A 26,095-nucleotide genomic window follows, 5' to 3' on the forward strand; every position below is an offset into this window, starting at 1 on the left:
ACAGCGTCACACCCCTAGCTTTGCTCCCGGCGTAGCTCCCTAATCTGTGCTAGGAGGTTTTCAGCTTTCCTAGCCACCGCCTTAGCAGCCTCAATAAGTATTCGCTCAGGAGGAAGTGCACCAGTTGACTCTACTTTCAAAATATACTCTTTATCATTATACGTCAGCTTTACACCCTTGGAGCATTTCCTTGTAATACACCAATAAAGACCAGATGTATTGATATCGTTCAATATCTTTATTCTACCCTGCTGCTTGGTCTTTATGATCTCCGCTATATCGGGGTAGCCCATTTCTATACATTTGAGGCATTCATTATCCATGTCGTTTATATTGAACTCTAGCTCAGGCACGTACCTATGTGCCGCAACGCTTACCGGCATCCACTTTGCGTGTTCTTTTCCATAACCTAATCTGGCATACGCTTGTAAACGTAGGCGCTGATCAGGGGCCATTAAGACTATAGGCATATTTTCATAAACAGGCTTCACATCGGGATCAGTTGCTTCAAGGTCTCCGCTATACACCATGCGTTCCTCATTGCCCGTTTCTATCTCTAACCTTAGAACAGCGTAACAGTCGGGGTCACCGAGTCTAGCGTTTTGGCATTCCTCTGGCCGCTTATACTTCTCAAGAGCATCCTCGCTTGTGAGTGGTATCATTGCGAGTCTATGAGCTATTATTTCGTCGTAGAGGACGGTGTTATTTTCAAATATTTCAACGTAGTCTATAGCCATCACAGGCACTTCAGTATAGCTTGCACGCCGTATAGCATTTACGAGTGGTAACGGAATATTCTTCATATAAATGCGTATTATATTAGCTGTCTTGTCAAGAATGCAAATCTCCTTTCCATTTATCGCGCCAGAGGACATGGAACATATAACCTCTTAACTATACTATCAGGCCTAACAATCGATGTACGGATAAAGCTGCATAAGGTTGTAAAAAGCTGTTTTAGACGCGGCGTCCTCTTCTGCCACCTGGCCTACGAGTAGTATCGTGTGGTATCGGCGTTACATCCTCAATTCTGCCGATAATGAACCCTGCTCTTGCAAGCGCTCTTATAGCTGCCTGAGCGCCAGGACCTGGTGTCTTTGGCCCATGTCCTCCCGGTGCACGCACCTTTATGTGGAGCGCAACTATGCCTTTCTCCATTGCTTCTTGAGCTACTCTGCTAGCAGCTAGCATTGCCGCGTATGGGCTCGGCTTTTCTCTATCAGCTTTTACGACCATGCCTCCGCTTGCTCTTGCTACTGTCTCTGCACCAGTAAGGTCTGTTATATGGATAATTGTATTGTTGTAGCTTGAGTATATGTGGGCAACACCCCACTTGATCTCACGCGCTGAAAATGCCATGGGCTTCACCTCCCCTCGTTAATCACTGAGCCTGTGATTCGGATGTACCTTCTTCTTGGACAAGACGTGCTCTAAGAGGGCTTGTGGGTGCATAATCTATAAGGTCTTCTTCGTGCCTCTTAACAAGGTAGCCAGGGCTTCTTATACGCCTCCCGGCAAGGGCTATATGGCCGTGAACGATTAATTGACGGGCCTCGTAGATTGAGCGTGCCAGCCCTTTCTTATAGACTATTGTTTGGAGGCGCCTCTCAAGGAAGTGCTCGGCTGTTAGCCCGAGAACGTCGTCTAGCGTAGCATTTTCTGGCAACACACCGAGTTCGTAGAGTTTTGAAAGAAGCAGTTTTGCTTGCTTCTCCCTCGCCTCCGGCGAGAGAGCTAGTAGACTTCGCGCACGATGCCTGAAGTACCTAGCTAGTGTCTCTAGCTTCCAAAGCTCCCTCTTGTTTCTTAGACCATACTTACCAAGGAGTTCTATTTCGCGAACGAGACGCTCCTTAATCCAAGGATGCCTAGGACCAACCCAGGTTTTTCTAGGCTTTTTCGGATCACCCATACATGTTCACCCTTTACCGCTACCTGCTCCTTTTCACACCAATAGTCATGCCGAGGCGACCTGTCGTAGCTGTTCTCTGACCGCGCACTTTGAGTCCTAGTGCATGGCGTATACCTCTCCAGCTCTTTATCCTCTTCTCCCTCTCTATATCGCGACGAGCATAGTATATCAAGTCAGCACCGACGAGGTGTATATCTTTACCGGTTTCGTAATCCTTACGCCTATTAAGCATCCATACGGGAACGCCTACAGCTAATGGATTGGAAAGTGCGCTCTCAATTTTTTCTATCTCGGTATCTGTTAAGAAGCCTATTCTCTTATGCGGGTCTATACCTAGTAGACGGCAGAGAGTGAGCGCTAAGTTTACTCCAACTCCCTTAATCCTGGCCAGTCCATAAGGTACCTTTAGATCGCCCGGAATATCCGTTCCAGCTATCCTAACGATGTAACGATACTGCTGCTCGCTCAGCCCGTACCACCTCGCTACCCAAACCCGCTGAAAGCCTACACAGACCCCCGCTATAAATAAAGCTGCTCAGCCGCCACGGTAGGCATCAAAGCCCTTCCAAGGGCTCATATGGGCAAGTCTTCATCATAGCAGGGCAGAAAAGTGTGCTTACACCTATATTAGTTAGTTGCCGCCAATAACGCAGGAGAAGAAAGGACAGTGGACCGGCTTGGTGCCGCCGCGGGGATTCGAACCCCGGACCGCCCGGTCTTCAGCCGGGCGCTCTCCCGCTGAGCTACGGCGGCACCCCCGTGGAAGACTCACAATAGTACAACCCCTTCTTAAGACTTTATCCCTAAACAACATAGTTTTTGTTAAGTGAGGCTCAGATTTTCCGGCTCTCTTCATCCTCTTCGAGAGTCGAGAGACCCTCTTCTCAGCACCACCAAGGCAAATATACCCCCTGTGCTGGGTATAAGCTATCTTCACGTGGAGAGCGCGGCGGTCGTCTAGCCTGGACTAGGACGCCGGCCTTCCAAGCCGGTGATCCCGGGTTCAAATCCCGGCCGCCGCACCAACCCCTACTCTATATCTCCAACTCAATTCTAATTCTTTCGGGACCAGGCGTCTCTTGAACGGGCTCTTAAGTTTCAGCTTGCTCTGCCAGCAGCCCATTAAATAGTGCACTTCTTTCTGGGCATACATGTTCCGAGTTCACCGTAAACGCTATTTCTGTGTCAAAGGGTATTCGAAGAAATTTTATGACGTTTTACAACTGTACTATAACGTTCTTAGAAGTCACAACGCCCAATACATCTACTTGTGCAAGAAGGGTTCATGTTATTCCTACATAGAGGCTGATGCATCTATTCCGCGCGCACTTCTAGAGGCACCGGGACTCGAAATCGAAGAAGTACGTGATATCAAGAAATGCAGTAACGGGTTATTGCTGTTCCCAGAGCCCAGCGAAGAAGCATTCCTTAGAGCTAACTATATCGAAAAAGGAGAGTATAGAAGTAAACAATGCATAAGGCTTGGAAGGGCCGGCGATAGGCACGCCTGTGTTGATATCAAAGATGTTACACGTCATGTTCTTATAGTAGGATCCACAGGATCAGGTAAAACTCATACCGCCGCAAGATTAGCTTACTGTTTAAACAACTACGATACAAGCGTTATAATACTGGACTGGCATGGCGAGTACGAGCGCATATTAAGCAGGCTGGCGAAGAACAACCAAAGAGGCAACATCATAGGCTACTCCTATCCACACTTGCCTAAGCTACCGCTTATTAGCGATATATTCCCCCTAGAAGTTTCTCTTGAAATACTTGAACGCATACTTAATCTAAGTATATATCAATCTTCATTACTGGGGGCAATACTTCTAACCATTTATCGGAAGGGTATAAATGCTAATGATTTAAAGAAAGCCGAGTCCACTATAGGTTCACGCATGTTAGAGTCAATATCGAATATGGTACGCGCCAAAAAGGACTCTGACGTTGATTTATATTATCTCTATGAGCTTCTGTTGCACCTATACGAAGAACTAGCTCAAGACTATTCTGTTTCGAGGGCTGAGAGAGAGATCTGGGCAGCGCTAATAAGGAGGATACAATCACTGATTGCTAGCGGATTCCATGAACTATTTACTATTTACGGGAAACCACCCATTAATTCTATATATAATAAAAACATAATTATATATGATTTGAGCTCAATATATTCTGCGAAAATTAGAAGGCTTTACGCATACTACCTCCTATATACTTTGTTTTTCTATAAAATTAACACAAAAAATGATATTAACAATGTAGCAGTAGTCGTGGAAGAAGCACACAATCTACTAGACCTAGACATTGTCCCCATTATCTTACAAGAAGCCCGTAAATACAATCTCGGCCTAATAGTGGTGACACACTCTCCGTCGCAGCTTCCACTGGTAGCACAAGCCAACTTAAACACATTAATCATACATAGACTTATTGGAGAAAACGATATCAATTTTATCAAAACAATTATTGATTTAAGGGAATTTTATGAAATAATCACAAAGTTAGAGCCATCAGAAGCACTACTTATAACTAATCAAGCTAAAGAAATCGTTACAATAAGCCTCAGTGACAATTGTTAGCATCAACAATGCCCGTAGTAAAACCGTTTAAATATTGAAAGCAGCCAGAATATGAAGAACGGTAAGTGAAAGAAACGAGAGTGGGAGAATGAGCATTGAAACGTTAACGGATTCTAAAAGACGACTACTTAGACTCGTTGCCGAGAAAAAAGAAGTAGAAATCTCGACACTCGCAAGAGAAGTTGGTCTAAGGCCATCAACCGTAAGAAAATATGTAGCTGAACTCGAAAAAATGGGGCTTGTCGAAAAAATAGGCAATACAGTACGAATCACTGATACAGCACTAAAGCTTCTAACCAAAGAAGAAAAAGAAGAAAAGAAAGAAGAAGTTAGAGCAGAAGAATTCGAGTTCTCAGACGAAGCGCCGAAATCGTCAGCTCAAATTATTGAACCATTCTATTTCATATATAAAGGTAACCTCGTACCTCTCAGAATTAAAGATGCTCGTCAACTAGCAGCAGCAATAGTTTACGGACTTATAGAGCCCGAAGAACTAAGCTACGTATTAAAGACAGGATATCTGACTACATGGCTTAGCCAAGTCCTTAAAGAAGATGAGCTTGCAAAACAACTAGAGGAATTAAAAGGACTTGAACCTCCTCAGCTCCTCGACGAAGCTGTACGAATAATGAAGAAATTCTTGTAGCCTCTATCCCTATAGTCTGATTAATTTTAAGCCACGAATAAGAATTGGGTTCGCGTTATCAAATTCAGTTCTTTTTTACATGCACTAAGGCGTTACCGAGATTGGTGCGGGGGGTGGGATTTGAACCCACGCCGGCCTACGCCAGCGGGTCTTAAGCCCGCCCCCTTTGACCTGGCTCGGGCACCCCCGCACCATTCCCAGACTTATGATACTAAAGGGTCAGCCTATCTAAAGCCTTATTGCAAAGAGCTGCAAGGAAAAGAACAAACCTAGGCAAAAATCATTACTAATCAATACCTTATTAAGTCAAATTATTCTTCAGCGCCCTCAAGCTCCTCTTGAAGAAGTTCTTGAAGAACTTCTCTATACTCTTCACGCTCTTGTTCCCACTCCTCTAGAGACTTCGGTGGTTTCCTCTTAGCCTCGCTCACCTTCAGCGTAGTAATTGTTCGCTCCTCGGCGGAAGTTTGTTCTCTAATCGTATAGTCCTTTAACTGATTCGCATCAACGACTTCAACATAGCCGCATCGCGTGCATCGGAGAATTATCTTGCCGTCCTGCTGGCCAGCTGGTATCATTAGGCCCCCGCAACGCGGACAGAACTTCAAAGGTACTCCCCACGGCTTAAGCGCTCAATAAGGCTACAAGCCAAAGCCGCTATAGCCAAAAGGACCCTATATATGTTTTCCGCAATATGAAGAAATACAGAACTCATAGACAACGTGATGCCCTACCGCAGCATAGGCAACCGATAAACGTATGGTCAAGAATGCTAAGCGTCCGCAGAGTGAAGAGAGGATAAGAGATTGAAGAAGTATTGTGGTGGGCCCGCGGGGATTTGAACCCCGGACCTCCGCCGTGTGAGGGCGGCGTCCTAACCAGGCTAGACGACGGGCCCACCTACCCATGATATTCTGAGAATTACTCCTTTTCTGAGGTTCAATAAGTCTTTTGCTACAAGGGGATTAATTTTAACTCCTCTGCATGCTATAGTGTTTCTATAACGGCGGATGGTAGTAGATGATACTATATTTGCGTAATACAATTGAAGGAGTTCGATGAGGATATAGCCACCGGCCGAGTGCCCCAGGCTGCTCTTCGAGATGAAATGAGGAGAACCCGCGCGGCCGAGCAATGTTTTCAAGGAGGCTATGCAGAGTAACTCCATTCCTCATTTAACCCCCTAGAATGGGCTAGAGGCGGTTGGGAGACCCAAGCTTGGAGCAGAAGAGTCCTAGGCTTCCATGGAGGCTGGTTATTGAGTGGACTAGTGAGGGCGAGGGATGTTTCCGCGAGATTAAGAAGGTATATGCCGATACAAGCTCGGCGTTCCAAACAGTAATGGTTGCCGAGCTTGCTAGCTTAGGCAAATCGCTTATAATAGATGGAAAAGTCCAAAGTAGTATCAGCGACGAACATTGGTATCATGAGGCTCTAGTACACCCTATACTACTAGCGCACGATAATCCTAGGCGCGTGCTTATTCTCGGCGGAGGCGAGGGTGCTACAGCAAGAGAGGTGCTTAAACACAGTACTGTTAAAGAAGTGATAATGGTTGACATAGATAGAAGTGTCATTGATTTTGCTAAAAAATATCTAGAGGAGTGGCACCAGGGAGCCTTCAACGATGATCGATTGAGACTCGTCATTGATGACGGCCGGGCTTTTGTCGAGAAAGCTGCTAAAAACGGCGAGGCTTTTGATGCAGTAATTCTTGATCTTGTTGATCCGACAGAAGGCGGCCCTGCAGTGAGACTCTATAGCCTTGAGTTCTACACCATCCTCAAAGACGTTGTTGGCGATAAAGGAATAATTGTGACGCAGGCGACGTCCCCGACTCTGACTCCCAGGGTCTATGCGATAATATTCAATACGATTTCGCGCGTATTCGGCATAGCAAGGCCATACGTGACATATGTGCGAAGCTACAATGGGTTATGGGGGTTCGTGAGCGGCTCTGAGAGCATTGACCCAGCAAAGCTAAGCCCGCATACGGTGGCTGAGCGCATAAAGAGGCGCATAGAAGGCAAGCTCCGATTCTATGACGAAGTAACGCATATGTGGATGTTCTCACTCCCAAAACCTATAAGGAATCTATTATCAAAGGTAAAAGAATACGCAACGGACAATAACCCAGTGTTTGTCCCGATCTGACCTTTATACACACATACCGAGTAAGAGATAAGTGCCTACCCATGATTCTGAGCTACTATAAATGGGAGACTAGGCGCCGGGGTGGCCGAGCGGTCCAAGGCGGTGGGCTCGAGACCCTTTTCCGGCTGCATGGAAGCGGGAGACCCACTGCCCCGCAAGGGGCGCGCGGGTTCAAATCCCGCCCCCGGCGCCACACCTTAAGCTACAAAAACTCCCCGCAAAAGAAGAGAAGCTACAGAGATACCTGGAGAAGGCCTGGGTGCGGGGGTGCCCGAGCCAGGTCAAAGGGGGCGGGCTTAGGACCCGCTGGCGTAGGCCTGCGTGGGTTCAAATCCCACCCCCCGCACCACAACAATCTGGCTTAGCCAACTACGAGTTCAATTCTCGTGCCCAAGGACACACGATTGCCTCTTCTCACTGATAAGAGGTGTAGTGACGAGGTTCGCTAGGTCTGATCGCGGAAGATGATGTAGTATGGCGGAGGCTGAGCACACAATTCTAGACCAGGCATGCTTATCTTACATGGATATCCGAAACACGTTTCTAGCCTAAAGGTATTCTGCAGCTTATAAGGGTGAATTCATGAGGTTCGGTAGATTATCAGCGACTTCTATAGTTTTCTTGTCGCTAGTCATGCTCCAAGCATCATTAATCGGTGCCTCGGCTCAGAGACCATATCAGTGGATGACAACAGTGGAAATGCTTGTCCCGGCTGTCGCCGAGACGCCTAGTGGCTATATCGGTGTAGCGTCTAAGCTTGTTGTTAGAGTAGCATACCCTGGAAGCGGGACTGTTTACTTTTCTGCTGATCCATTAACAGAGCTTGATACACAAGCTGCAGCAAGGATAGCCGCAATAGTAGCTGCTACTCTTGCTGGAAAGAACTTCTATATGTATGACTACTTTGTACACCTTGAAGCGAACTCAACTATTGTTGGAGGCCCCAGCGCTAGTGGAGCTATGGCTGTTGCCATCCTAGCAGCCCTAAGGGGGAAGACTATACCGCAAAACTTCTCGATGACTGGAATGATTGACCCGGACACAACGCTTGGACCCGTTGGCGGAATACCGCAAAAACTCGAGGCAATGGCCGAGAAAGGAGTTAAGGTATTCGTGGTTCCTGTCGGACAATCAATAGCCCTTGACCTGAACACAGGCAGATATGTCAACGTTACCGCGCTCGGAGAAAATCTTGGAGTAAAGGTCATTGAAGCAAAGACTGTTCTAGAAGCATACCTTATAGCTACACACGACGAAGAACTTGCGGAAAAGACAAAATCTCTTAGGAAAATAAGTATAGATATCTACGAAGCGCTGCCAGGCCTTAAAGACGATCTAGAGAAAACAATTACCATGTTCGAATCGTATGCGGAGTCAAATATAACTTGTGCTAAAAGCCTTGTAAATAACGCCGGTCCCAGTATCCAACGCTTGGCAAAAAGGTTAATAGAAGACGCAAATACATTGCTTAAAGAAGCTAATGCTCTCCATAAGAAGGGTTTCATATATTCAGCCGCATCAAGAGCCTTTGGGGCATCCATAGACGCCACATTTGCTTGTCTCTTACTCAAGGCCTTCTCGTCGCAAAACCCCGAACAATTGCTTATAAACGAAACTACTACTCTCTTATCTCTATCAAGGTCTCTATTAACCGGAGCAAATAATCTTATATCTAAATTCATAACGGGCAACAGGATAACCGATGTAGGCTTACAAGTGCTTATTGCAACTGAAAATAGGGTTGCGGAGGCACGTGAAACTATAAGTAGTGCAAATCAATACCTTAGTGCTGCAAGGTCTAGCCTAGGCTTTAACAGGGTTGATGCACTTATATCAGCGTTACATGATGCTGTCTATGCATATCACAGGTCATTAACAGCATTACAATGGGCAAACATGCTGAGCCTACAAGGGGCAGGCCAACCTATTAGTAATGACCGCTTAATATCTCTTGCGAGAACATACTACTATATCGCGTCATCAGCTGCGACGTATCTGCAAGCACTTGCCTCAAGTATTGGCGTACCGACACAACCCCCCGAAGCTCTTGCAAAGGCAGAAGAACTACTAAGAAGTACCAGGGGCGAAAACCTCACTGCAAGCATCAATGTATTATCGCTAAGTGTTACAGCGCTAGCTGAAACAACAACATCCCTATATCAGCTCTTTATGCAACAAAACGTGGAGAAAATGCTAATGGCCTCACGCGACGCACTAAGACTCCTAATAGGCATTGCATATAAAGGAGGAACCATTCCGGTGCTTCCCCTCCTCTACGCAGAGTACTCTGAAATACAACAAGACATGGCTATCAGGATAGCTTTGAATATGCAGGCCTCGAGCTATGCACTATTACTAGCAATTCTATCAGAGCATAGAGGAAAATTACCAACAACTACAACATCGCCTTCTACACTAGTTATAACTAAGACAAAAACTATAACATCGATTATAGAAAAAACAATAAATATTACTAAAACAACAACAATTACTTTAAGCTCAACAAAAACCATTACAACAACTGAGATAAAAACAACGACTATAGAAACAAGACCTTCGATTGCTGAATACGCGCAACTCGCCACAATATCGATCATTATAGGCGTTGCTATAGGCTATATAATAGGGCGAACAAGGCCATCTTCACTCTAGACCCATGGAACGTCTTCGGGCCGGTAAACATTTATCAAAACCTCTATTCTTTCCCTAATATAGTTGGATATTAGCTCAGTAATTTCTTCCCTAACCTTCTCAGTACTCTCCTTAAACGGTCTAGCATTCGCTGGATGCGCACGACGGGGAATCCAGACACTAATTTCGAGCATACCCTTTCTTGAAGCTATGCGTGCTACACTATATTCAAAGTGCTTAGAAAGAATAGACGCTGCCTCTGATAACGGGGTTTTACCTTGAATAGATTCTATAGCCTCTTTAACAGGATCGCGGCGACTAATCATTGACAAATTTAGGGCAAGTAAGAGAATGTATTCAGGCACCGGGTCATCAACGTCATATTCCCGGAGTTTATCCACTATATTGGCTCGTTTTGCGAGAGAATAAGCCTCTACAACACTAAGCTGAGGAGCAGTCTCAATACCACAGCCTATGCGTTGACTTACTTCTGTCAAGGCTTCAGGTAATGATAGCTCCTCAACATCTATTAGCCATGAGGCAGCTATCACTGCACTACGGCCACAGCCTCTGAAACAGTGTACAAGAGCGGGCTCGACGAGTTCCTTAACGATTTTTACCGTATCAATCAGTGTAGGTGCATTATATTCTCCTATAGGCCTCCATATGACTTTTATCGTATTATTGAAGTTTCTAAGAGTTCTTGGATCATACCCCCCGCTTAGCACGTGCTCGCTCGGCGAAGCAAGTGAAACCACAGTATTGAACATATTTGCTATTTCCTCCTCCTCGCCTCTACGAGGCATCGGTGATACTGCCAGCCTGTTCTCACGAACCCATTTTATGCGTAGACCGGGAGCCCATTCGAAAGTCATGACACATCACCTTCGTCACTTTGCAGAAAACGGTACATAACGTATGGTGCATTTACTTATGTTCTCAAGGTCCGAGTGAAGCTCAGCAATTCTAGTTGAGGGGCCCTTCACAACTAGAATTTCGAGACAAAAACCATCTATATGCTGATGAAGGGAGCTGACAACTATATCGCGATACTTTTCAACAATCCTTGCAAAATCAACTCCAGCATCTTTACTAACAGCGATCATCACCCCTCGACAATCGTGCTCATACAAGTAGTGCGCATGCTCATGCAGAAACGACTCAAGTGCGCGCTCAACAAGGCGTGACCTATCTATGCCTAAACGTTTAGCGAGTTTGTCAAGCCAGTTAGCTATATGCTCTGGAACCGAGACTCCAAATCGGCGCCGAGGCATGGCTTATGCTACCTCTTTAACAATATTAATACAACGTATACGCCAAGCATTGAAAGGCCGATTGCACCCGAAGGCGCTATAGGAATAATGAGGCTTATGAGCATTCCTATCGAAGTTGCTATAAGGGATACAAGCACTGATACAACAAGAGCATCCCTCGAACTCTTAGCATATATAGACGCTATTGCACCGGGCAACAAAAGTAATATATGTTCTAAAATAAAACCAACAACCCTTATTAGTGAGACAACAAGAGCACCAAGAAGCGTGAACAGTGCCAAATCATAGGCCCAGAGCTCTATACCGCTAAGCATAGCAAGGTCTCTATCTATGCCTAGATATACTTGACCGTGATAAGTAAACACGACGACAAGAACGGCGAAAACCAAGGTCGCGATAACGACTAGGAGTTCCTTGCTAGTAACTAGCAGGGGGTCACCGAACACTACGGAGAGCACATCGAATGGTACTGGAAGGCTTGTCTTAACATAATATGCTTCAACTACGCTCATAGAGCTAGTAAATGCTATGAGAGTTGAAGCCGCAATATCTGGGTCAACACCCTTAAACACCATGTACCCTGCAATATAAATTGCAAGCACACCTATTATAATGGATAGAGTGTACAACGCGTAAGTATTGGAGACCCCGATGCCAATGAGATAAGATACTATAATTGCCCCAAGGGCTGCAAAGAGGCCTGAATGGGGTGCTGCACCTGCAAGAAAGTAGAGCTTACGAGCAGCAATGAGGGGGGATACGAGTCCGAGCAGCAATCCTGCAGCCAATAGGGAAAAAGCTGGCACCCATTCGATATAACTACCAAATAAATAAAGCATAATAGAGGCGAAAACAATGGTTAGTACACAAAGCATACGCATTTTCATAAAACCACCCATCGCTTCATCCTTGTTCTTGGAGTATTCCCCAAGCTTGGGCCACAATAACCTCTAATTTCGAAGGAATACTGCCCGGGAGAAACGGGGCAGGAACACATAGCTTTTTGACACCATATTTGTTCGCAAGCTCATTAAGCGTCTCATCGGCTTTCGTTAACGGATCACATTTGTTGGGATCCTTTGTAACTATTACTGCAAGATCTACTTTCTTACCTTCCAGCATTTCCTTTATCTTTGAGTAGCTTTCAGTAGTGACCCCGACCTCGGGGCTAATCATTAGAAGCGCTTTGATCCTCACACCGAGCCATTCAACGGCATACTGCGTTAATGGAGTCGAACCAACCGCGTCTAAATTAAGCCGAGGAGCCTTATTAGCCAATTCCTCTACATATTTTATTACTTTATCTGCATTTGCAGTATAATTTTGCGCACAAACAGGATTGATTTGCGCAAGTTTTCTTGAAACATATTTTATGAAAATTATATAGTTCTGTGGATCATATATTGGCATGTGAAGGTTAGGAGTACTTGTACCAGCAATATTTTCTATCCTAATACCCGGAATACTAGGAATTTCGATGAGTTTTGACTTATCGATTTTCTCACGAAGCTGAAGCTCGAAGGGTGCATGGGCTGTTGATATTATTAATGACGCCTTTTTAGCCTTCTTTATATCGTCAATGCTAAGCGAATAAGTATGTGGATCAACACCTGGTGGTGCGATACTATAAACTTTATCGTCCTCACAAACTACTTGATCTATATCATCTACTAGGTCGTGGAAAGTAACGAGTATGGTTATTCCCTTAGAGCTTTTCAGAGCCGCCTCTTTTTCATGACCTGCGTAGAAAATGTACCCAGCTATTATCGCAGCAAGCACTATCAGTGTGATTATCGTGAGCCTTGCAGACCGTGCTTGCATAGTCAGGATCCCTCTGTGTTCTTTCTTAGCATTCCCCTCTAGCTACTATTGTGCACACAAATTTAAAGCTCTTTTCATTAACTGTGCACAGTGGGTTTCAGCATGCTTAGCACTAAGTTAAGCACAAGACCCGAAACAGAACACTTTAAGCAAAACATACGAGTAGAAAACGTCGTAGTTAAGTATGGGGACTTTATCGCACTTGAGGTAGAGCGCCTTGACCTTCGGGGCCCAGGTCTTATACAGATACTAGGGCCGAACGGAGCAGGCAAAACAACGCTCTTGAGAACAATTCTTGGCCTGATTAAACCCTATAGAGGCCGAGTAGAAATATGTGGAATAGATGTTACAGGTAATCCCCGGCAGGCCGGTACTTGTACCGGCTATGTTCCGCAAATACTCTCGACCGTGCTGCATTATCCGCTAACTCCTTGGGAACTTGTCTTCTATGAGTTAAAGCTTAGGAAGCTACTAAGCGATAAAGCTCAGATCATCGAGGCGCTACGTAGAGTAGGATTACCCGAAAGTGTTTGGCATAAGCCGTTACGCAACTTAAGCGGCGGGCAACGACAACGAGCCTTTATAGCACGGGCGATAGCGTATGACCCGCCGATACTGTTGATGGATGAGCCATTTTCCGCCGTAGACCCTGCTGGAAGAGCTGAACTAGCCAAGCTTGTAGGCGAACTATCAGAATCAAGGCTTGTCATAGTTACAAGTCACGACCCAATGCTCTTGTTGAGGTATACTAAGGAAATAGTCCTGGTTAACAAAAGGATTGTTGCTGCAGGTTTGCCTAGCAGCGTATTGAGAAGAGACATTTTGGGGAAAGTTTATGGCGAATCAATTATGTGGGTTGAGAGACACATACATATAAGTGATAGCCATATATCTAGTTAGCCTCTCACTATCTCGTATATTATCTTTTCAACCTCCTTCCAATCAATTAGTTCTCGTTTTGGTCTTTTACCGACACAACTAGGGTCATTAATCACGTCGCTACAATACATGGCCTCACTAATCTCACCACGCAGCTCAACTGGAGGCAGTATGGCCGCTGCCCTTATCTCATCCCTCTTTACACCCTCTATATTGGTCACTATCGTATAGGTTAGAACACCCTTGGCACGAGTAACATAGAGTTTGTCTGCATTCGGGTGGCGAGCTACGCTCAATATTTTTACGCACTCAATATCGACCGCGTATAGAGGGTCGTTTTCGTCTCCTAGTACAAGCCTATATGGAAGCCCATAGAGTATCCTAATAGCGTATTTTGCGCGTGCAATGCTCATTTTCGCTTTCTTATCAAGACTTATTGTGCGTAACTTATCCCACGGCAAAAGAATCTTACTTATTTCCTTTGATAAGTCTTGCAGCTTTCTTACAGCCTCATGTTCTGCTAGCATCCGTGGAGGCAGAAAGCTATATTTTATACTCATTAGGAGGCTTCTGGCTTCGCGAATAAGTTCTTCAAGCTTTCTCCACTCAATAACCCCAGGTATACTGCGTGTTCTCACAATATTTTCCAAAAGCCCTAATGCATGCTCGGCTACGAGGATCCGATAGTCGTTGCGAGTATCACTCATAGAGACATCACTACCGATTCATTCTAGATACTTTAAGGTTAATTAAGGTTTTAAATATACACTATGCCTCCCGGCTACTAGGTCTTATTCTTCTACTTCCGCGAGGCGCTCAAGGACGAGCCTTAGCTGGCCAAGAACCCATTGCTTTTTATCTTTAATTCTCTCAACTAGCTTCATTATATCGTTTTTCGTGAACACGTAGAGGCCGTAAGGCGTGTAAAGCAGTTCATTACAGTGCCACATGTAGGGCTTTACGCTCCCCTCTGCAACGATTTTAGCATAAACCCACTCACCTTCGATAAAAACAGCAATTAGAATACCGTCACCCCCATCGCAATAAATCAACGAGCACGTAGCGCTTTCCTCAACAACGCCACTTTTAGAGCAGACACCTTTCTCGCGCAAAGCTCGCCTTATTTCGCTAAAGGACACTGAATCGGTGCTCTGCATGCCCCATTACATCCCTCGTCTAAGCTCCTAGGGTAATCACTAGACCAGAGGCAATTAAACCCCTTTTGATGCTCCATACTATGTTTTGGAGACAATGACATAAGTATGATGACCCCGCGCCTCCGGAGCAATTGAAAGGCGATGAAGATGGTCTTGAGTGCTGATTCTTTCCATGTCTAGAATTCTCGCGTAGAGGGTACGTGGAACGTAGGCCATACTAAGTATGAAGAATCGAAGAGGTGGAATCAATAAATGCATAGATGGACAAAGTTTGTAAAAAGCTAAGGTTGCTTTACTCCTCAACTGTTATGTCTTTTCTCTCTTCCCATACACCGTGTAGGTTACAGTAAGCGAGTGCATAGATTGTTCCGCTTTTCTGGAGCTTTATTGTAATCGTTACCTCTGGCTCGGCGTAAACGGGTTCTAGCTCAATGCTTGCAAGCCTTATCGGGTTGAATGTTCTACCCTCTTCGTAGAACCATAGCTCTATGCGGCGTATTGAGTGCTGTGGCTCGTTTGGATGAGGGCCTACCTTTACTTTTACTGTGAAGGGTTCTCCCTTCTTCACCTTGTCTGGTGCTTCAAGCTTGGGTGTGTGGCTCTCGGCCTTTGTAGCTACAGGGCCGCCGGTCTCCTTTGTATATATGAGTTCGCCGAATTTCTTTGCCATTCTTCTACACCATTTGTCATGTAATATTATGCGTTAGCAGAAATAGTTTTTGTTTTATGGGGTTTGTAAAGTATGGCACAACCTAGTATCATTAACTCGCGTTTAAGAAAAGGTTCTAGACTAATTTATTAACAAGTTGGCTACCGCCTCAATGCTTGGTAAGATAACGGTGTACGTAAAGATCATCGCATCAATAGGCCCGGCCTCAAGCAATCCCTCAATAGTGGAGCGCATGGTTCTTCTAGGCGTTAATGGTTTCAGAATAAATTTTGCTCACGGAGACCCCTCTGCTTGGAAGAAGTATGTCGATACAATAAGGGAGGTCGAAAACAAAACCGGTACACCCCTAACGATTATAGGCGACCTAGTAGGGCCAAGCATTAGGCTCGGTATCTTGGAGGAACCTGTACTTCTTAATCCTGAAGATAGAGCCACAATAATCTATGCAGAGAAAAGTGCTGGCGGCGACTCTAAAGAGATACCGCTTCCCCTGAAGCGCTTCTTTGAAGTAATAGACGATGGAGACGTGCTTGTGATGGACGATGGCAGAATCCAGCTACGTGTCATTAGAGTTGAGGGAGTAAGAGCAGTTGTTGAGGCCCTTACACCAGCAAAGATAACTTCAAGGAAAGCTATCGTTGTAAGAGGCAAAGAAGTTGACTTGCCTACTCTGACTCAAAGGGACCTCGAGGCACTTTCATTCGCAGTAAGCGAGGGACTTGATTACATTGCATTGAGTTATGTCCGTAGTCCGCGCGATCTAAAGGTGCTGAAGAACCTTATCCGAGAAAAAGGAGGCGACCAACATGTCGCAGCAAAAATAGAAACCAAAAGCGCTATAGAAAATCTTCCTCAAATAGTAGACGAGGCTGACCTCGTAGTGGTTGCTCGCGGAGACCTAGGAATGAATTATGGACTTGAAGAAATACCGTTGTTGCAAGAGAGGATTGTTGAGCAATCAAGGAGGCTCGGCAAACCCGTAATTGTTGCGACACAAGTTCTTGAAAGCATGGTCGAAAACCCTAGTCCTACCCGTGCAGAAATAACTGATATTTACGTAGCAGTTAGCCAAGGCGTAGATGCGATCATGCTTACCGGAGAGACATCTATTGGAAAGTATCCCATAGAAGCAATTAGGTGGCTCAAACGAGTATTAAGACGCGCTGAGGAAACAATTTCTGTTAAGAGGTATAAACCCGTTGAGGAACGATGGGCGTATGCCAATAGTATTGTTGAGACAGCAGAAACCATGGGAGCTAAAGCAATACTAATCTACTCAATGCATGGTACTCTCCCACCTAAGCTAGCAACATCTAGACCAAAGGTACGCGTAGTAGTTGGGACAAATAGTGCAAAGATTGCACGCCGCATATCACTGCTCTGGGGGCTTGAAACGCTAATAATTCCCGCTCATAGCTATGAGGAAGGGCTTAGAAAGCTAGAAGAAGAGCTCTGTAAGAGGGATGAGCTATCAATAGGCGACATAGTGGTAAAGGCTTATCGCTTAGAGAATGAAAACAGAATGATCATTGCAAGCCTAATGGAGTGCAAAAAATAATTCCAATACATCTAACTTGCCTTGCTAGCACTTTCTCATCTTCGCAAGCAAAATGATGAGCCCTATTGTTTTCACTATGTCGCCTATTAATGGCACTACAGCAGCCCTCTTTGTCAACAAGACAAGTGGCAGAGTCAATGTGAAGAGCGACACACCGCTAATAAAGAGCATTGCACCCGTATTCTCGTAGCTCTTAAGCTCCCTATATAAGGGATAGGCGAGCATTATCTCGTTAAAATACGCCGCAATGAGGAATGTTGCACCAAGTGTCTCGTTAACCGCTGTGCCTAACCCTACTCCTAGAATCGCTAAGAGAAGCACTATTGGCGCAAATCTTCGCATATACTTGCTTGCAATCGTTGCGCTTTTTGCGTAAGAACCACCAGCTACTATACCTATAATGATTAGGGTTACGGCTAATACTAGTGCTTTTCCACGAAATAGTATCGTGTACCCATACCCGTATATATCCGTTAGGAGTATTGCAATAATTATTGCTGCTACGATGCTTGCTATATTCCCTATCTTGAGCATTGTGCACTCTCTTTGCCTCAATTTATTCCCCATAATATCTTTGCATATTTTGCTTTAATTTTTAGTAGCCGCGGACCAAGCACACTCATTTTAACACACGTTAAATATATATTATGGAACGAGACTATCATTTATGTTGGGTAGAACATGGCTTTGAGCACCAGCTTGGAAGAGGCAAGGATAATTGTAGGGGGGCCACAAGGCTCTGGGCTAGAGACCGCCGCACAAGTACTCGTATCGGCTTACGCAAAGCTAGGCTATAGGGTATATTCAACACGAGAGTACTTCTCCAATATCAAGGGGAGGCATAGCTACATTAACATCAGAGTATCGTCTAAAAAGCAGCCAAGCGCTCCACGCGAAGAACCAAACATAATAGCAGCCATAGATGCAGAAACTGTTCTCACCCATTTCGTTGACGCCACAAAGGGGACAATAATAGTGTATGATAAGGCTACTGAGAAAACATCTATTGACAAGATACCCAGCATGGAGAATGAGCTAAAGCAGAGGGTCCAAAGCCTATTAACGAAGTATGGATACCCGGCAACTGTCGAAGGCGCGATACAGTATGCAAGCGAGGTTTTAGGCGCCGAACCTCTGCCATTAAACTATAATGAACTACTTGCCAAGCTCGCAGAGAAGACTGGTATTTCAAGATACTTGGCGAGGAGGTACCTAAATTCTATCCCAATAAGCATTATAGCTCTAGCGACGGGTCTCGATATAGAAGAGTTGAGAGAAGGCTTTGAGAGGAGGTTTCAGGGTCGAAAAGCAATAATCGAAAACAACGTGGAGCTAGCGAGAATAGTTTACGAGTACGGCGAGAAACTGGGAATAGCTAACAAGTTTAGGCTAAAGAACCCTGAAAACCCGCCAGCAGAATACTTTGTAGTCAGCGGTAACGATAGCGTAGCTATGGGCAAGGTTGTTGGCGGTTTACGGGTTCAAACATATTACCCCATAACACCAGCCGCCGACGAGAGCTTCATGCTTGAAGCCCACGAAGACCTTGATTCTTACAAGGAGGGGTTCGGCGGCATAATTGTCTTCCAGACAGAGGACGAAATCGCGGCCATCTCTTCAGCAATAGGTGCTGCATTAACAGGCGCAAGAGCTGCAACCGCTACAAGTGGGCCAGGCTTTGACCTCATGGTTGAAGCTCTCGGATGGGCAGGTATGAACGAGGTGCCCGTAGTAATAACGTACTATCAGAGAGGGGGGCCAAGCACTGGGTTACCGACACGTGGAGGCCAGCAAGATCTCTTCTCAGCGCTCTTCAGCGGACATGGCGAGTTTCCAAGGATAATACTCGCTAGTGGGGACCACGAAGAGGCATTCTATGACGCGATTAAGGCGCTTAATTGGGCCGAACGCTACCAGTTGCCCGTAATACATTTGCTCGATAAGTTCTTAGCAAACTCGATAATAACCATGACGCCACCGAACCTAGAAAGAGTGAACATTGACCGTGGACAGCTTCTAGACAAAGGAGGCCCTAACTACAAGAGGTTCGACAAATCAAAGGGGCCAATAAGCCCGAGAGCCGTTGTCGGCGCCGACGAAACAGTGTCATGGTATACAGGCGACGAGCACGACGAATATGGCCATATTAGCGAGGATCCGGAGAACAGACTGAAGATGCACGAAGCGCGTATGAAGAAGCTAGAAATCGCTGATAAAGAGATACCGGTGGAGGAGAGGGCAAAACTGTACAGTTACGGTTCGGACTTCCTCCTTGTAGGATGGGGGAGCGTCAAAGGAGCAGCACTTGAAGCACTAGAGGTTCTGGCAAAAGAGGGGCTAAAGGGCTCATTTCTTCAAATAAGAGTGTTCGAGCCATTTCCTAGAGACTATGTTGCAAGAATACTCAACTCCTACCCAAGAAACAAGATTATCGCTATAGAGGCGAACTACACATCAATGGCAGCAAAGGTTATCACGATGAACACTGGTTTCATCATAGACCGTTTTGTGCTCAAGTGGACGGGGCGCCCCATTTACGTGGGCGAACTCGTGAATGCTGTTAAGAATATCCTTGAAGGTAGATCACGTAAAGAGGTGTTGAAATATGGAGCCTAAGACTAAAGCCGTGCAAACCTTTGATTATAAAACAAATGTGTGGGTTGACTGGTGTCCCGGATGTGGAGACTATGGAATACTTACGGCGCTACAGAAGGCTCTATCTGACCTCCAGTTAAAGCCGTGGGAAGTAGCAATAGTGTCAGGTATAGGCTGCAGCGGCAAGACACCACACTTTATCTACGCAAATGGAATACATACACTACACGGACGTGCAATACCATTTGCAACTGGAATAAAGCTCGCAAACCCAGATTTAACGGTAATCGTGGATGGCGGTGACGGAGACCTACTCGGCATCGGAGCCGACCACTTTGTTGCCCTTGGCAGAAGAAACCTAGACATAACAGTAATAATACACGATAACCAGGTCTACGGGCTAACTAAGGGCCAAGCCAGCCCAACTCTACCCAGCGGTGTTAAAACCAAGGCTCTCCCGAAGCCTAATCTCCAAGACGCAGTCAATCCAATAGCGCTTGCACTCGCCTCGGGCTACACATTTGTAGCAAGAGGCTACGCTATGGATGTACAGCATCTCACATGGCTCATAAAGGAGGCAATAAAGCATCCAGGATCAGCTGTCATCGATGTGCTCCAACCATGTGTAACATATAACGATGTCTACACCACGCAGTGGTATAGGCAGCACGTCTATAAGCTAGAAGAGAGCGGAAACTGGGATCCCATAGTAAGAGACCCCAGCGAACGCGATGAAAAACTCGCAAAAGCCCTTATAAAGGCAAGAGAATGGGGCGAAAGGGTGCCAATAGGGATATTCTACAAGGACGAAACCAGGCCTACGCTAGAAGATAAAATAAAGACCAGAATACCGTCATACCGGAGCCGGCCTCCCGCACGAACAGCTATAGATGTTGATGGGAAACCCATTATTACATCCAAGGATCTAAGAACAATATTCTCAAGATACCTTGTCGGAGTAAAACCGAGGCCTAACAACAAGCAGAATAGAGAAGTCAATACATAATCATTTTTATCCTTTTAAGCACATTTGCTTAAAACTCCGTCAAATACGAGAGTAGAACCATTCATATAGTCGCTGAAAGGAGACAAGAGGAAAGCAAGTAGCGCTCCAAGCTCCTCCGGTTTTGCTACTCGTTTCAAAGGCGTAGCTTCTAATACGAATCTTTTCCATGCCTCTTCAAAGCTTATTCCAAGCCTTTCGGCCATTTTTTGAATATTCTTCCTTGCTCCTGGTGTATCGAAGCTTCCCAGGAGTACCGTGAAAGCACGTAAACCCTTATCCGCATATTGTAGTGCAATACTCTTAGATAGTTGAACGAGGCCAGCCCTTGCCGTGTCAGCTAACACGAATATCGGCATGGGCTGCTTAACGGAGACCGATGAAAGGAATATAATGGTTCCTTTGCGTTTCTTCTCAAGAACTAGGCGTGCAAAGACTGAGGCGAGATAGCCTGGTGCAACCGTGTGGCGCAGTGCCGCTTCGACCCAGTCTTCGTATCTAGCTTCATGCAGATAGCATGGTTCGCACCCGATATTACCTATGTTAAAAACGATGCCATCAAGTCCTTCCAACTGTTTCTCTGCATCAAAGACAGCCTTCTCTACGCCCTCCCTGGTGGTTAGGTCTGCGACTATACCTAGAGGCTCATAGTCACTGTACTCCCGTATCTCATTAACGGCCTTGTCAACATTCTCGGGACTTCTAGAAACTATGGCGACCCTTGCGCCGAGAGATGCCAGTTCTCTTGCAGCATAGAACCCTATACCTTTAGTCGAGCCTGTAACGAGTACACGTTTACCTCTAACAAGGTCGCTGAGGCTATTTAGTATCGACTTCGTCTGCAAGTAGCATCCTAGTTGGAACTAGTTACTGAAAATTGCTTTAGTATCTTAATGCATTCAGGGGGAACACGGCTAGCAAGGTATACCGTTTTACCAGCTTTTACCAAGTATATGCCGTGGCTGTACAAGCACTCGATATCAATAGATAGCACAACGACATCTCTCCCGTGACGCTTAGCAGTCTCAATAGCATCCTCAAGCCGATCTGTAAGATGAACTGCTATACGTTTCATCGGTTTTAGTCCTTCCTTCAGTATTGAGGGAAGCTTAGAGCGCACTGTACCATGAAAAAGTATCTTTGGAGCCTCTTCTGCTCTTAGCGGCTTGTATTTGAGCTGCACGTTTATGCTATGACCATAAGCGGCTCTGATGAACCGTTTATCGGGTGAAAGCTGAAACCTTCCTTTCGGGTCAAGAAGGGCTACGGCAACCACATGCTCCGGTCGAACCCATTGATAGAGTTCTCTATTTCTCCACCTCTCCCTTATAGCGCGGGCTAGCTCGTGAACACTAACCCATCCTTCGTTGTTGAGCTTTAAGCCGGCCTCTTGCGGTATATGGCGCAAAAGGGCGCTCATAAGCTTGCTTAAGCGTAGTCTCTGTTCAGCACTTAGTAGGAGTTCTGCTGGTTTTCCGCAGTGAATCGGCTCTTCTGTGTATGCTCCGCAAACTCTGCATCGGTAAATGGGTTTCAACGCGCTCCCTATACTTCCTTATCGTCTAGGGCCTGGGTTTTCTCTGCTCTAACAATTCTCGTAGCTTCTTCCGCTAAGTCAACAGCCTCTCTATAGGCTCTTAGAACGATTGAAGCGATAGCTTCTACTGCCTTGTCCGGATTAATTACAGGTGCCTTAGGAAGCTCCTCCACCCATAAGCTTCTATACATTTCCTCTACCTTGGCTGCATGGAGTTCCTCTAACTCTTTGCTCATAAGGTGCTTCTTAGCAAGATAGAGCTTCTTAGCAAGAACCGGGTGGAAGCGCCATAGATGCTGCGACCGGAACTCGTCCCAAGGTATACCTTCTTGCTCATAGAGCCTCCTATAGCTCGTCTTCATCGCAGCCTCTATGAGTCCTGGATCCTCTACTAGGCGAAAGGCATTGTCCCCGAGCTCGTGCAGGGATTTGTAAGGACAAAAAGTGCACGCAACACGAGGCAATCCATCAAGATAGTCAGGGTGGACAACACCAGACTCGCGTACAACCTTTACAACATCAAGGAGTGTCCAGACATAGATGGGGCGGAACCTGCCCCCACTATACAGTCTTGGAGACTTAGGAGACATGTGGTAAAGCCTGTAGAATCTCTTAAATGCCTCCGTCATTCTGTCCCCGTCAGCTATTATGTGTGGCCGTCGTTTCTTCTTCAGCTTCTTAATCGGCCGAAGCTTCATATAAGTACACCATCGACGCCCCCGGAAGGGCAATCCTTCCTCTAATAACCGCTTCTTCATGAGATCGCGATCGGCTTCAACAACCTCTATTTCTGCTCCAATTTTTTCCGCAGCCCTAATCGCGAAATCAATATTCCTTACAGCCTCGAGAAACGAAACATGGCTGTAGACTGCATATACATTAACTCCTTCAAGGAGCTTCGATATTTCTACAACAGTTCTAAGAACAGATGCACTATCTTTCCCGCCGCTGAAATTAACCATGATTGTCTTATTTCGAAGTTCATCACCATGCTTATCTATAACCCATTTTGAGTAATCTCTAACACTCTTCACAACGTATAAAAGAGGCCAAGGGATATCTTCAACAAGCCTTGCATACTCTATTTTTACACCATTAACGTTTAGTATACCTCTATGAATATATTCATCTATTCTCAGAGCTATTGAAGGCTCTATCCACATATACGATCCGAGACGCTTTCCCTCACTACTATAGAGTACCGTAAAGTCGGCGGAGGATAACACGTAACCAACAACCCTACCATTCTTCAGCGCAGGATAGCGCTCCACCTTGGCTCCCGGAACCACGGGTTCTGGCTTAGAATCCAATATTTTAATCGCTGTTAAAATGGTATTAGACAAACATTGCATAAATAAGGGCCCACAATAGGTGTTGATAAGTAATAGATTTGATGCGCAAAAACGCTTTAGAACGGGGAATACCCTTCACGCAGCCATTTAGCAACATCCATTGCGTGATAAGTTATTATTATGTCGGCACCCGCTCTCTTTATTGCAGTAAGTATCTCAAATGTAACAAGTTTTTCATCAATCCAACCTTTCTCTGCTGCTGCCTTGACCATAGAGTATTCTCCGCTTACATTATATGCTGCAAGAGGATAGTGGGGATAATTCTCCTTGATCAACCGTATAACGTCGAGATATGCTAGGGCTGGCTTGACCATAAGAATATCAGCTCCTTCTTCAATATCCAAGAGAGCCTCCTTTAGTGCCTCCATTGCATTCCTTGGATCCATTTGGTAGCTCCTTCTGTCGCCGAACCGTGGAGCAGAATCTGCCGCTTCGCGGAAAGGCCCATAGAACCCGCTCGCATACTTGATGGCATAGCTCATTATGCCGACTTCACTATATCCCTCCTCGTCAAGGGCCTCACGGATAGCAGCAACCATTCCATCCATCATCCCAGATGGCGCTACGAAATCAGCTCCAGCTTCTGCATGGACAACCGCCATCTTAGCTATGACGTCTAGCGTTGAATCGTTATCTATTAGTGTTCTTCCATGCTTTTCAACGGGTATACCGCAATGTCCGTGGCTCGTGTATCCACAAATACACACATCTGTGAAAATGAGTGGCTCCCAGCCAAACTCTTTCCTTATAAGCCTTATCGCCTGCGGAACCGGGCCATTAGGGTCATAGGCAGGAGTTCCCGTATGGTCCTTCTTTTCCGGCTTTGGCACACCAAATAGGAGAAACGCCTTAATTCCATGTTCTAGTGCTTCTCCGACAATCTTTACCACGTCTTTTACCGGATAACGGTAATAGCCAGGCATAGCATCAATAGGCTCTGGGTTCTCAATGTCATCCTTAACGAAGATAGGCATTATGAGATCGTTGACGGATATACTGGTCTCAGCTACTAAGTCTCGTATAGCCTTACTCAGTCTAAGTCTACGTGGCCTAGTCTGAGGAAACATCGGCATAACAAGATTCACCAGGAAGCTCTGCCAGTCTAAGGGCTATGTGCTAGGAGAAATTAATTCACTGCCCTTCCAGCAACAACACTACATTCTCGGAGGCAAACCCGGTATGCAAAGAAGCATTATCATAGTCTATCATAAGCCGGGAACACCCGAAGAAGCTCTGCCAATTATAAGAAAACTAACCCACATGGTCGAAGACGCCCTAGGGCTAAGGGTTATAGCTAAGACAATAGAAAGTGTTGAATATATTGATTGCGAAGAATCTATCGAAACATACCTATTATTACCAACAAGAGGCGGCCACTGGCTAGAGCTTGTCGAAAAAGGATGTAATCCAAAAACGCCCCCAAAATATCTAATAGCATCAATAATTGTAAGAGAACTTGCAAAGAAGCATCGTCAGAGACCCCTCCTGGTTTTCCTCAAGTCGAAACGAGCACAAATACTCCAAAGCCACGATGCCACAATGATAAACGAGTTTGTAAAGCTTCACGGCTACGAGACACAAACACAAACACTACTACGAACAACAGATGACATCAAACCATCTAATGCTGACATCATAGTACCATTAGCAATGCTTCCAGGACGCTTTACAGAGAATGCCCAACGAACAGCAAGGCTATATGGAATAGAGTCTCTTGGAGCCATGCTATCTTATGGGTTCCAAGACATAGCTACATGGATAATAGAAACTGGGAAAGAATGAACCAAAATCATAAACCCCCTAAACTACCCAAAATACAACGGAGAACCGCCGAAGAGGGCGCCGCGCGGGAAGGGCCGGGGGCTCGCCCTCCCCCACGCCCGAAACGGGCGCAATGCGGGGGCCAGTAACCCCTGTGCGGCCTTGTAGTAGCTACAGCGGCCCCAGCCGACCAATGACCCCCGTCCCGCGGGGCCGGCGGCGGCGGAGCCCCCTCCGGAGGGAGGGAGGCTACCGCCCTTACCGGGGGAAACAGGCCAGGCCCGGAAGGGAGCAACCTAACCCCGGACGTCCGGCGTTCGCGGGGGAACGGGGTGAGGCAACGGCTGGGATAACCGCTGTAGCTACTACAAGGCCGCACAGGGGGGCCGCGCGGGCCCTCGGCAAAGGTTCTAAAATAACCCCTGGCTAGTCCTATTGATAATTAGTGGCCCGGGTATCGCCCGGTGACGGCGCCGCGTAGCGGCGCCTTGGATGAAACCGGGTATCCGTTCCAGGCCCCCTGGCGGGGGCATACTCTTCTCTTATATCATAATCACGAG

At 46.0% G+C, this 26,095-nt stretch carries 26 protein-coding genes, 6 tRNA genes and 1 other RNA gene; 13 read left to right on the top strand and 20 right to left on the bottom strand.

Annotated features, from left to right (window positions below; all coding sequences use genetic code 11):
• Positions 1 to 14 precede the first annotated feature (14 nt).
• The 5 genes from SBG41_RS09480 to SBG41_RS09500 form a co-directional block, all read right to left on the bottom strand.
• Positions 15 to 875, bottom strand: coding sequence for a DNA-directed RNA polymerase subunit D (locus SBG41_RS09480; RefSeq protein ID WP_317895303.1), 861 nt, complete (start codon positions 873 to 875; stop codon positions 15 to 17).
• A gap of 82 nt (positions 876 to 957) precedes the next feature.
• A complete protein-coding gene (locus SBG41_RS09485) occupies positions 958 to 1,359 on the bottom strand; it encodes a 30S ribosomal protein S11 (RefSeq protein ID WP_317895304.1) in 402 nt (133 codons plus the stop codon).
• Positions 1,360 to 1,381: 22 nt separating this feature from the next.
• Positions 1,382 to 1,912 (bottom strand): 30S ribosomal protein S4, encoded by a 531-nt coding sequence (locus tag SBG41_RS09490; RefSeq protein ID WP_317895305.1) that lies wholly within the window; start codon positions 1,910 to 1,912, stop codon positions 1,382 to 1,384.
• Between the two features lie 19 nt (positions 1,913 to 1,931).
• Positions 1,932 to 2,381 carry a 30S ribosomal protein S13 gene (locus SBG41_RS09495; protein ID WP_317896521.1) on the bottom strand — a complete coding sequence of 150 codons (450 nt, stop codon included), beginning with the start codon at positions 2,379 to 2,381 and terminating at the stop codon, positions 1,932 to 1,934.
• A 209-nt stretch (positions 2,382 to 2,590) separates the two neighbouring features.
• A tRNA-Phe gene (locus SBG41_RS09500) sits at positions 2,591 to 2,665 on the bottom strand.
• Between the two features lie 193 nt (positions 2,666 to 2,858).
• On the opposite strand from SBG41_RS09500, the gene SBG41_RS09505 reads away from it, so the two are divergent.
• The 3 genes from SBG41_RS09505 (at position 2,859) to SBG41_RS09515 (ending at position 5,143) form a co-directional block, all read left to right on the top strand.
• Positions 2,859 to 2,937: transfer RNA gene (locus SBG41_RS09505), tRNA-Gly, on the top strand.
• 369 nt (positions 2,938 to 3,306) lie between these two features.
• Positions 3,307 to 4,497: an ATP-binding protein gene (locus SBG41_RS09510; RefSeq protein WP_317895306.1), complete on the top strand. Its 1,191-nt coding sequence runs from the start codon at positions 3,307 to 3,309 to the stop codon at positions 4,495 to 4,497.
• A gap of 88 nt (positions 4,498 to 4,585) precedes the next feature.
• Positions 4,586 to 5,143 carry a winged helix-turn-helix transcriptional regulator gene (locus SBG41_RS09515; RefSeq protein WP_317895307.1) on the top strand — a complete coding sequence of 186 codons (558 nt, stop codon included), beginning with the start codon at positions 4,586 to 4,588 and terminating at the stop codon, positions 5,141 to 5,143.
• A gap of 102 nt (positions 5,144 to 5,245) precedes the next feature.
• Here SBG41_RS09515 and SBG41_RS09520 read toward each other — a convergent pair.
• The 3 genes from SBG41_RS09520 to SBG41_RS09530 all read right to left on the bottom strand — a co-directional run bounded on the left by SBG41_RS09520 (position 5,246) and on the right by SBG41_RS09530 (position 6,041).
• A tRNA-Leu gene (locus SBG41_RS09520) sits at positions 5,246 to 5,333 on the bottom strand.
• Positions 5,334 to 5,454: 121 nt separating this feature from the next.
• Positions 5,455 to 5,751 (bottom strand): RNA polymerase, encoded by a 297-nt coding sequence (locus tag SBG41_RS09525; RefSeq protein ID WP_317895308.1) that lies wholly within the window; start codon positions 5,749 to 5,751, stop codon positions 5,455 to 5,457.
• Between the two features lie 212 nt (positions 5,752 to 5,963).
• A tRNA-Val gene (locus SBG41_RS09530) sits at positions 5,964 to 6,041 on the bottom strand.
• 320 nt (positions 6,042 to 6,361) lie between these two features.
• Here SBG41_RS09530 and SBG41_RS09535 point away from each other — a divergent pair.
• From SBG41_RS09535 to SBG41_RS09550, 4 genes are all read left to right on the top strand, one after another.
• Positions 6,362 to 7,297 carry a spermine/spermidine synthase domain-containing protein gene (locus tag SBG41_RS09535; protein ID WP_317895309.1) on the top strand — a complete coding sequence of 312 codons (936 nt, stop codon included), beginning with the start codon at positions 6,362 to 6,364 and terminating at the stop codon, positions 7,295 to 7,297.
• A gap of 75 nt (positions 7,298 to 7,372) precedes the next feature.
• Positions 7,373 to 7,490, top strand: a tRNA-Ser gene (locus SBG41_RS09540).
• 68 nt (positions 7,491 to 7,558) lie between these two features.
• Positions 7,559 to 7,646 (top strand) — tRNA-Leu (locus SBG41_RS09545).
• A 233-nt stretch (positions 7,647 to 7,879) separates the two neighbouring features.
• Positions 7,880 to 9,949 (top strand): S16 family serine protease, encoded by a 2,070-nt coding sequence (locus SBG41_RS09550; protein ID WP_317895310.1) that lies wholly within the window; start codon positions 7,880 to 7,882, stop codon positions 9,947 to 9,949.
• On the opposite strand, the gene SBG41_RS09555 is transcribed toward SBG41_RS09550, so the two are convergent.
• From SBG41_RS09555 to SBG41_RS09570, 4 genes are read right to left on the bottom strand one after another with little or no spacing between them, the layout of a single operon-like run.
• A complete protein-coding gene (locus tag SBG41_RS09555; RefSeq protein WP_317895311.1) occupies positions 9,946 to 10,803 on the bottom strand; it encodes a protein-tyrosine phosphatase family protein in 858 nt (285 codons plus the stop codon). The two genes, SBG41_RS09550 and SBG41_RS09555, sit on opposite strands and share 4 nt — an antisense overlap.
• Positions 10,804 to 10,818: 15 nt before the next feature.
• The gene (locus SBG41_RS09560; RefSeq protein ID WP_317895312.1) at positions 10,819 to 11,202 is read right to left on the bottom strand and encodes a CopG family ribbon-helix-helix protein; all 384 of its coding nucleotides are present in this window, start codon (positions 11,200 to 11,202) and stop codon (positions 10,819 to 10,821) included.
• Between the two features lie 8 nt (positions 11,203 to 11,210).
• A complete protein-coding gene (locus tag SBG41_RS09565; RefSeq protein ID WP_317895313.1) occupies positions 11,211 to 12,083 on the bottom strand; it encodes a metal ABC transporter permease in 873 nt (290 codons plus the stop codon).
• 22 nt (positions 12,084 to 12,105) lie between these two features.
• Positions 12,106 to 13,023, bottom strand: coding sequence for a metal ABC transporter substrate-binding protein (locus tag SBG41_RS09570; RefSeq protein WP_317895314.1), 918 nt, complete (start codon positions 13,021 to 13,023; stop codon positions 12,106 to 12,108).
• A 102-nt stretch (positions 13,024 to 13,125) separates the two neighbouring features.
• Here SBG41_RS09570 and SBG41_RS09575 point away from each other — a divergent pair, with 102 nt between their 5' ends.
• Positions 13,126 to 13,923, top strand: coding sequence for a metal ABC transporter ATP-binding protein (locus tag SBG41_RS09575; protein ID WP_317895315.1), 798 nt, complete (start codon positions 13,126 to 13,128; stop codon positions 13,921 to 13,923).
• Here SBG41_RS09575 and SBG41_RS09580 read toward each other — a convergent pair.
• The 3 genes from SBG41_RS09580 to SBG41_RS09590 form a co-directional block, all read right to left on the bottom strand.
• A complete protein-coding gene (locus SBG41_RS09580; RefSeq protein WP_317895316.1) occupies positions 13,920 to 14,609 on the bottom strand; it encodes an RNA-binding protein in 690 nt (229 codons plus the stop codon). The genes SBG41_RS09575 and SBG41_RS09580 overlap by 4 nt on opposite strands.
• An 84-nt stretch (positions 14,610 to 14,693) precedes the next feature.
• Positions 14,694 to 15,059 (bottom strand): hypothetical protein, encoded by a 366-nt coding sequence (locus SBG41_RS09585; RefSeq protein ID WP_317895317.1) that lies wholly within the window; start codon positions 15,057 to 15,059, stop codon positions 14,694 to 14,696.
• A 292-nt stretch (positions 15,060 to 15,351) separates the two neighbouring features.
• Positions 15,352 to 15,729 carry a class II SORL domain-containing protein gene (locus SBG41_RS09590; protein WP_317895318.1) on the bottom strand — a complete coding sequence of 126 codons (378 nt, stop codon included), beginning with the start codon at positions 15,727 to 15,729 and terminating at the stop codon, positions 15,352 to 15,354.
• 151 nt (positions 15,730 to 15,880) lie between these two features.
• On the opposite strand from SBG41_RS09590, the gene pyk reads away from it, so the two are divergent.
• A complete protein-coding gene (gene pyk, locus SBG41_RS09595) occupies positions 15,881 to 17,287 on the top strand; it encodes a pyruvate kinase (protein ID WP_317895319.1) in 1,407 nt (468 codons plus the stop codon).
• A 24-nt stretch (positions 17,288 to 17,311) separates the two neighbouring features.
• Here pyk and SBG41_RS09600 read toward each other — a convergent pair whose 3' ends face one another.
• Complete coding sequence (locus SBG41_RS09600) at positions 17,312 to 17,842, bottom strand: hypothetical protein (protein WP_317895320.1); 531 nt, start codon at positions 17,840 to 17,842, stop codon at positions 17,312 to 17,314.
• Positions 17,843 to 17,974: 132 nt separating this feature from the next.
• Here SBG41_RS09600 and SBG41_RS09605 point away from each other — a divergent pair, with 132 nt between their 5' ends.
• Positions 17,975 to 19,903, top strand: coding sequence for a 2-oxoacid:ferredoxin oxidoreductase subunit alpha (locus tag SBG41_RS09605; RefSeq protein ID WP_317895321.1), 1,929 nt, complete (start codon positions 17,975 to 17,977; stop codon positions 19,901 to 19,903).
• Positions 19,893 to 20,888, top strand: a complete 996-nt coding sequence (locus SBG41_RS09610) for a 2-oxoacid:ferredoxin oxidoreductase subunit beta (RefSeq protein WP_317895322.1) — start codon at positions 19,893 to 19,895, stop codon at positions 20,886 to 20,888. Before SBG41_RS09605 ends, SBG41_RS09610 begins: the two co-directional genes overlap by 11 nt.
• Positions 20,889 to 20,902: 14 nt before the next feature.
• Here the strand turns inward: SBG41_RS09610 and SBG41_RS09615 are convergent, their stop codons facing one another.
• The 4 genes from SBG41_RS09615 to hemB all read right to left on the bottom strand — a co-directional run bounded on the left by SBG41_RS09615 (position 20,903) and on the right by hemB (position 24,847).
• Positions 20,903 to 21,730, bottom strand: a complete 828-nt coding sequence (locus tag SBG41_RS09615; protein WP_317895323.1) for an SDR family oxidoreductase — start codon at positions 21,728 to 21,730, stop codon at positions 20,903 to 20,905.
• A gap of 8 nt (positions 21,731 to 21,738) precedes the next feature.
• Positions 21,739 to 22,422, bottom strand: coding sequence for an RNA 2'-phosphotransferase (locus SBG41_RS09620; protein ID WP_317895324.1), 684 nt, complete (start codon positions 22,420 to 22,422; stop codon positions 21,739 to 21,741).
• An 8-nt stretch (positions 22,423 to 22,430) separates the two neighbouring features.
• Positions 22,431 to 23,732: a phosphoadenosine phosphosulfate reductase family protein gene (locus SBG41_RS09625; RefSeq protein ID WP_317895325.1), complete on the bottom strand. Its 1,302-nt coding sequence runs from the start codon at positions 23,730 to 23,732 to the stop codon at positions 22,431 to 22,433.
• A 98-nt stretch (positions 23,733 to 23,830) separates the two neighbouring features.
• Positions 23,831 to 24,847 (bottom strand): porphobilinogen synthase, encoded by a 1,017-nt coding sequence (hemB, locus tag SBG41_RS09630; RefSeq protein ID WP_317895326.1) that lies wholly within the window; start codon positions 24,845 to 24,847, stop codon positions 23,831 to 23,833.
• Between the two features lie 106 nt (positions 24,848 to 24,953).
• Between hemB and SBG41_RS09635 the strand changes: the two genes are divergently transcribed.
• Together SBG41_RS09635 and ffs are read left to right on the top strand one after the other, a co-directional pair.
• Complete coding sequence (locus SBG41_RS09635) at positions 24,954 to 25,556, top strand: hypothetical protein (RefSeq protein WP_317895327.1); 603 nt, start codon at positions 24,954 to 24,956, stop codon at positions 25,554 to 25,556.
• A 61-nt stretch (positions 25,557 to 25,617) separates the two neighbouring features.
• Positions 25,618 to 25,928, top strand: an RNA gene (gene ffs, locus SBG41_RS09640) — signal recognition particle sRNA.
• Positions 25,929 to 26,095: the final 167 nt, after the last annotated feature.

It is taken from the genome of Pyrofollis japonicus, from assembly GCF_033097485.1.
GTDB classification, from domain to species: Archaea; Thermoproteota; Thermoprotei_A; order Sulfolobales; family Pyrodictiaceae; genus Pyrofollis; species Pyrofollis japonicus.